This is a genomic window from Stenotrophomonas sp. INTA L402-1 (genome assembly GCF_059295135.1).
Map to the genome: position 1 here is coordinate 1 of NZ_JCAFWP010000075.1, position 6,696 is coordinate 6,696.

Consider the following 6,696-nt stretch of genomic DNA (forward strand, 5'->3'; position numbering starts at 1 on the left):
AGATGTGTATAAGAGACAGGGTTGCGGGGGCGTGAGCGCCATGGATGGCGCGATCGAGGCTACATGGACGTACTTGCGCCGTCCCCCGCAACCGGACCCACCCCGCCACCCCACAGGAAGCCCGTTGTTGCTTCGGCTGTTGCTTCTGAGGCTGCCGGCCAGCGGCCGGCACTACCGCGGGTGCCGGGCACAGCCCGGCCGTCACCTCATCGCCCGTGCGGATCCGGCCGGTGATGCACGTACTCGACCACGGTGCCATCGGGATGCACCGCATTGAACGCCGCCCCGGTCGGTACCACCTGCAGCGGGAAGATGATTTCAGCGCCAGCCGCCACCAGCTTGTCGTGATAGGGCCGAACGTCATCGACCAGCAGCGTCCCCGTGGTCGAAGTGAAGGGCGCCAGCGCCGCCTTGCTGCCCTCGATCAACAGGAACGCACCGACCATCGCCAGACGCAGGCCGGCCTCCGGAAACGGGAACCCGGCATCGGCCACCACGCCCTGCAACTGCTCGTAGAACGCCACGCTGCGCTCCAGCTCACCGGGGGCCACGAACACCCGGATCAGCACGCGCGGCGCGCGTTGGCTGGAGGTGTCACAGCGGTCGCGCCAGAGATGATCGAAGTCGCGGTGTACGGTCATGGGCTCGATTCGTGGCCAGGGATCTCCATTATCAGCAGCCTCGCGCGGCGCGCTGATGACCGCCGGTGATGGCCTGATAACCAGTGGCTGGGGTCGGCCTGTGACTTAGGTCCTGTTGACAGGTGTGAACGCCCTCGCACAATCTTCACATGATTGGGTCGCCCTGCGCGGCCCGGACAGGCAGGTTGTCACGCCGGGAGGAGGGTCCCAGGCGCAGACCAGCCCGTCCTTCGGCCTGCGGGACGTTGCCTGGCAACCCCTGCGCGGCATGAACGCTGCACCCTTCGGCGGCACTTTCCCTGGACCGATTGCCTTGGCAACGGAATTACGCCTGCCGATGAAAACGTTTACAAAGCCGCTTGCACTGTCCCTGGCCCTGTCAGCCGCACTGGCCGCCCCGGCCTGGGCCGACCCCGCCGCGTTCACTGTGCTGACCCTGGAACAGGCCCCGACCGCCGAGGCCATGCCGGCCCTGGCCGCCCAGCTGAAGACCCTGCAGGTGGACGCGGTGAGCGTGCGCCAGGTGCAGCGCGGCATCGGCCAGGTCGATCCGCTGCAGGTGCTGGCCGATGGCCTGGGCTACGCGTACCGCTTCATTGCTGCGGGCAAGGACGATGGCCAGACCCAGCGCGGCCAGGCCGTGCTGACCCGGCTGCCGATTGCTGCTGAATCCGGCCCGGACCAGCCGGGCCTGAACTACCTGCGCCTGGATGACGGTCGCCATGCCGTGGCGGTCTACACCGATGCTGGTGCAGGTGCCGCGCAGCTGCCGGCGCTGGTCACGTGTTCGCGGCTGGGCGCACCGGCGGTGCTGCTCGGCGCGGTGGCCGGTGAATCGGCCAAGGCCGCAGGCTTCGACCCGGCACGTGTGGCGCTGGAGGCCGATGCCAGCTATTTCAGCGACGGCTTCCAGGCCGCCAGCAGTGCACCGTTCAAGGTGGAAGGCAGCGCCCTGCGTGCCACGCTGCTGACCCTGGCCTATGCCGCCGACAAGCATGGCGACACGCCGTGGATGGACACCACCCTCAACGCCGATGCACGCGCTGCGCTGCTGCTGAAGGCGATGACCGAGGATGAGAAGTTCCAGATGCTGCACAGCTACTTCGGGCTGGGCAAGGACGGTGGCCCGCTGCCGGAAGGCGCGGTCGGGTCGGCCGGTTTCGTGCCGGGCGTAGCGCGGCTGGGCATTCCATCGCAGCAGTCGGCCGATGCCGGCGTCGGCGTGACCAATCCGGGTGGCATCCGCCCGGGTGACTTCGCCACGGCAATGCCGTCGGGCCCGTCCACCGCCTCCACCTGGAACCGTGCGGTCGCCTTTGCCGGCGGCGCGACCATGGGCCGCGAAGCGTGGCAGCAGCGCTTCAACATCCTGCTGTCCGGCAGCGTCAACCTGCAGCGCGACCCTCGCAACGGCCGCAACTTCGAATATGCCGGTGAAGACCCGCTGCTGGCCGGTTCGATGGTCGGCGCGCTGATCCAGGGCGTGCAGAGCCAGCACGTGATCTCCTCGATGAAGCACTTCGCGCTGAACGACATGGAGACCCGCCGCAACTTCCACGACGTGCGCATCGGCGAACAGGCCATGCACGAGTCGGACCTACTGGCCTTCGAGATCGCGCTGGACGCCGGCCGCCCGGGCGTGGCGATGTGCTCGTACAACAAGATCAACGGTACCTACGGCTGCGAGAACGGCTACCTGATGAATCAGGTGCTGAAGCAGGAATGGAAGTTCCCCGGTTTCGTGATGTCCGACTGGGGCGGCGTGCACAGCGGTTCCAAGGCAGCGCTGGCCGGCCTGGACCAGCAGTCGGCCGGTGAAGTGTTCGATGCGGCAGTGTTCTTTGACGAACCGCTGCGCCTGGCCGTGCATGGTGGCGTGGTGCCGCAGGCGCGCCTGAACGACATGGTGGCGCGCATCCTGCGCACGATGTTCCTGCACGGCAACTTCGACAACCCGCCGCAGCACCAGAAGGTCGATGCCGAGGCTGGCTTCGCCGTCGCCCAGCGCACGGTGGAAGAAGGCAGCGTGCTGCTGCGCAATGAAGGCAACCTGCTGCCGCTGGCCGACAGCGTGAAGCGCATCGTCATCATCGGCGGTCATGCCGACAAGGGCGTGATCGGTGGCGGTGGTTCGTCGATGGTGGGCGTGACCGCCAAGGGCACCAACGCGGTGCCGGGCGTGCTGCCGACCACCTGGCCGGGCCCGGTGATCTTCCACCCGTCCTCGCCGCTGGAATCGCTGCGTGCGGCACGTCCGGATGCAACCATCGAGTATGTGGACGGCACCAACGCCGCCGCTGCGGCCAAGGCAGCCGCGCAGGCCGATGTGGCCATCGTGTTTGCCACCCAGTGGGCGGCCGAATCGGTGGACCTGCCGGACATGCAGCTGCCGGATAATCAGGACGCACTGATCTCGGCCGTGGCCAAGGCCAACCCGAAAACCGTGCTGGTGCTGGAAACCAACGGCCCGGTGCGCACGCCGTGGCTGGCGCAGGTGCCGGCGATGCTGCAGGCCTGGTACCCGGGCATCCGCGGTGGCGAAGGCATTGCCGCGCTGCTGACCGGCCAGGTCAATCCGTCCGGCCGCCTGCCGGTGACTTGGGTGGTGGACGAATCGCAGCTGCCGCGCCCGCACATCGACGGCCTCGGCTTCAAGCCGGCCAAGCCGTTCGGTGATGTGTTCGATTTCGATATCGAAGGCGCCAACGTCGGCTACAAGTGGATGGCAGCCAAGGGCCTGACCCCGACCTTCGCCTTCGGCCACGGCCTGTCCTACACCTCCTTCGCCTATGAAAACCTGGAGGTGAGCGTGGAGGGTTCGCGCCTGGTCGCCAGCGTCGACATCCGCAACACCGGCAAGCGCGCCGGTGCCGACGTCGCCCAGCTGTACCTGAAGCTGCCGGCCGGCAGCACCACGCCGATCCGCCTGATCGGCTACGACAAGGTGACCCTGCAGCCGGGTGAACAGCGCCGCATCCGCATCGAAGCCGAGCCGAAGACCCTGGCCCACTACGATGCGCAGGCCCGTCAGTGGAAGATCGACGGTGGCACCTACCAGGTGCAGCTGTCGCGCAACGCTGCCGAACCGCTGCAGACGGTGGACGTACAGCTGGTGGAGCAGGTGCTGCGCTGAGGCTTGAAGGCATGGCCCCGCAAGGGGCCATGCAAAAAAGGGGACGGAGGGGATTAAGTCGTTTATGCATAAACGACTTAATCCCCTCCGTCCCCTTTTTTCAGGTGACAAACCACCCGCGCAGGAAATCGATCAGCTGCCGCACCTTCGGTGAGGGCTGCGTGCTGTACGGGTAGACCGCGTACACGCTCTGCTGCGGGAACCGGTGCTGGCGCAGCACCGGGCGCAGCCGGTCCTGGGCCAGGTCGTCCTCGATCAGCCAGCGTGGCAGCACGGTGACCCCGGCGCCGGCCACGGCGAAGGCGCGCAGGCTGCTGGCGCCATTCACGCGCACCACCGCGTTGCCCGGGTTGGTGGCGAACAGGGCGTCGCTGCCGTCAGGTGCAATCACCGGCACGTCGGCCAGGCGTGGGTAGCCGAGGCGGGGCAGGGTGCCCAGCTGCACGGGGTCATCGGCAGCATCGGCAGAGGGCAGGCGTGCCAGCAGGGACGGAGCCGCCACCGCGCACAGTGGGTGCCGTTCCAGTTCGCTGGCGTGCAGGCCCGAATCGGGCAGGCGGCCGAGGCGGATGGCCAGATCGAAGCGTTCGGGAATCAGATCGGCCGGTGCCGGTGAGGTCGACAGGTGCAGCTGCAGGGCCGGATGCCGCGCACGGAACGCCTCCAACGCAGGAATCAGGCGCAGCTGGGCGTACTCTGGGGTGGTGGTCAGGCGCAGCACGCCCTGCAGCTGATGCTGGTCGCGGCGGGCGGCATCGATCGCCGCCTGTGCGGCGTCCAGCGCCTGCACGCAGTGCTGCAGGAACTGTTCGCCGGCCTCGGTCAGGGCCAGATGGCGGGTACTGCGCAGCAGCAGGGTCACGCCCAGCTCCTGCTCCAGCCGTTTCAGGTTGAAGCTGACCACCGCGCGGCTCAGGCCCAGGCGATCGGCGGCGGCGGTCAGGCTGCCGGCCTCGACCACTGCACGGAAGATATCGAAGCGATCGAGGCTGACCATGGCAATTCATTGTCAAAGAAGATTTGACAGTGTTGCAGTTGCTGTCGTGTTTTTCCAACAAAGCCCGCACGGCATGCTGGCCGCTTCCCTGCTGGAGCGTCGCCGATGCCGTCCCCCCGCCTGCGCCATGAGGCCATCTTCCTGCTGGTGTTCGCTCTGGATCTGGTCAACATGTTCATCGCCACGGTGGCCTATCCGGCGCTGGCGGCGGAACTGCATGCCGACGTCGGTACCCTGGCCTGGGTCGGCACCGCCTACATGCTGGGCCTGAGCGTGGTGATTCCGCTGGCGCCCTGGCTGGCCGCACGCTGCGGTGAGCGTCGCCTGCTGCTGGTGGCGTTGCTGCTGTTCGCCGCCTCCGCAGTGTTGGCCGGGGCTGCACCGGGTATTGGCTGGCTGTTGGGCTGGCGCCTGCTGCAGGGCCTGGCTGGTGGCCTGCTGATTCCGGTGGCACAAGCGGCAGCGTACCGACAGTGCACGCCTGACCAGCGTGGCGCGCTGACCCGCCGCATCCTGCTGGTGGCGCTGCTGGTGCCGGCACTGGCGCCTGCGCTCGGTGGGCTGCTGGTGCAGTGGTTGTCTTGGCGCGGTGTGCTCTGGGCCAGCCTGCCGCTGGCCGTGGTGGCGATTGGACTGGTGCTGGCGTGGATGCCGGCCGATGGCGCGCGTAGTGCGCCACGCCTGCAGGCCTATGCGCTGTCCACCGCGATGGCGGCGCTGGGCGCGCTGCTGCTGGCGTTGACTTGGCTGGGCGAGCCCGGACATCGGACCGCCGGTGCCGTACTGCTGTTGATCGCAATGCTGTTGGCGGCGGCTCACCTGCGGCATGCACGGCAGCAGGCGCAGCCACTGCTGCGCTGGTCGCTGCTGTCCCATCGCGGGCTGCGCCTGGCGATGCTGGTCTACCTGGCCGTACCCGGCGTGTTCATCGGCAGCCAGCTGGTCAGTACCCTGCAGTTGCACCAGGCCGGCTATAGTGCCGCGCGCATCGGCGCGCTGATGCTGCCGTGGGCGCTGGCCTCGGCCATTGCGATCACGGCCAGCAAGCGCCTGCTGACCCGCTTCGGCCCGGCCACAGTGCTGCGTGCGGGCATGCTCCTGCAGGCCTGCGGCCTGTTGTTGATGGCGCTGCTGCCACACCCGGTCTTTGCCATTGCCGCATTGCTGTTTGCCTTGATGGGCGCTGGCGGCAGCCTGTGCAGCAGCACGGCGCAGACGCTGGCCTTCCATGGGGTCGAGGGCGAAGCATTGGGCGATGCCAGTGCGCTCTGGAACCTCAACCGCCAGCTCAGTTTCTGCCTGGGTACCGCTGCCATTGCGTTGCTGCTGGCCTTGGCCATGCAGTGGCTGCCTGCCCGCGCCACCGGCGCGGCGCTGGGTCTGGCCGCTCTACTTACCCTGTTGCCGATGGCGCTGCTGCGCCGGCCGCAGTTGCTCACCCTTTCGCAACCGGAGAACACCTGATGGATACCACCGCAGAACACGAAGTCCACCACCTGCACGACAAGCTGCAGGCCTGGTTCCGCGCCGACGCCGGCACCGACGCACTGGAGGACCTGATGGCGCATTTCTGCGCGGACTTCAGCATGGTCGGCATCGCGGGTCGCAGGCTGGACCGGAAGGCCGTGCAGGCACTGTTCGCGGGCGGTCATGGCGCGCGTCCAGGGCTGCAGATTTCCATCGACGCCGTGCAGGCGGTGGAAGCGCCATCACCGCTGGCGGTGCTGCGCTATCGCGAAGGGCATGCGATCGATGGCGGCGAGCCCGTATGGCGGGAATCGCTGGCGGTGCTGCGGCGGGAAGAGGGGCGTTGGCGCTGGCTGGCGCTGCATGAGGTAACGGCAGCCTGATCGGTAGTGCCGGCCGCTGGCCGGCAACCGCGTACCGTGCCCGAGGTGGATGAAGTCTGTCTCTTATACACATCT

5 protein-coding genes are annotated in these 6,696 nt (G+C 67.9%); 3 read left to right on the top strand and 2 right to left on the bottom strand.

Features of this window, described 5'->3' with window-relative positions:
- Nucleotides 1-206: 206 nt before the first annotated feature.
- Nucleotides 207-641: a VOC family protein gene (locus AC5O77_RS21380; protein ID WP_032129608.1), complete on the bottom strand. Its 435-nt coding sequence runs from the start codon at nucleotides 639-641 to the stop codon at nucleotides 207-209.
- A 337-nt stretch (nucleotides 642-978) separates the two neighbouring features.
- Between AC5O77_RS21380 and AC5O77_RS21385 the strand changes: the two genes are divergently transcribed.
- A complete protein-coding gene (locus tag AC5O77_RS21385) occupies nucleotides 979-3,774 on the top strand; it encodes a beta-glucosidase family protein (protein WP_494507138.1) in 2,796 nt (931 codons plus the stop codon).
- Nucleotides 3,775-3,874: 100 nt separating this feature from the next.
- Here AC5O77_RS21385 and AC5O77_RS21390 read toward each other — a convergent pair whose 3' ends face one another.
- Nucleotides 3,875-4,771, bottom strand: a complete 897-nt coding sequence (locus tag AC5O77_RS21390; protein ID WP_494507139.1) for a LysR family transcriptional regulator — start codon at nucleotides 4,769-4,771, stop codon at nucleotides 3,875-3,877.
- 105 nt (nucleotides 4,772-4,876) lie between these two features.
- Between AC5O77_RS21390 and AC5O77_RS21395 the strand changes: the two genes are divergently transcribed.
- Together AC5O77_RS21395 and AC5O77_RS21400 are read left to right on the top strand one after the other, a co-directional pair.
- A complete protein-coding gene (locus tag AC5O77_RS21395) occupies nucleotides 4,877-6,235 on the top strand; it encodes an MFS transporter (protein WP_494507140.1) in 1,359 nt (452 codons plus the stop codon).
- Complete coding sequence (locus tag AC5O77_RS21400) at nucleotides 6,235-6,621, top strand: DUF4440 domain-containing protein (protein WP_182266295.1); 387 nt, start codon at nucleotides 6,235-6,237, stop codon at nucleotides 6,619-6,621. The genes AC5O77_RS21395 and AC5O77_RS21400 overlap by 1 nt, the downstream gene beginning before the upstream one ends.
- The last annotated feature ends 75 nt before the right edge of the window (nucleotides 6,622-6,696 follow it).

What these genes read in the sequence shown, in the direction of transcription:
- AC5O77_RS21395 (WP_494507140.1), top strand. Translation starts at nt 4,877, where the DNA reads ATGCCGTCCCCCCGCCTGCGCCATGAGGCCATCTTCCTGCTGGTGTTC.
- AC5O77_RS21400 (WP_182266295.1), top strand. Translation starts at nt 6,235, where the DNA reads ATGGATACCACCGCAGAACACGAAGTCCACCACCTGCACGACAAGCTG.
- AC5O77_RS21390 (WP_494507139.1), bottom strand. Translation starts at nt 4,771, where the DNA reads ATGGTCAGCCTCGATCGCTTCGATATCTTCCGTGCAGTGGTCGAGGCC.
- AC5O77_RS21380 (WP_032129608.1), bottom strand. Translation starts at nt 641, where the DNA reads ATGACCGTACACCGCGACTTCGATCATCTCTGGCGCGACCGCTGTGAC.
- AC5O77_RS21385 (WP_494507138.1), top strand. Translation starts at nt 979, where the DNA reads ATGAAAACGTTTACAAAGCCGCTTGCACTGTCCCTGGCCCTGTCAGCC.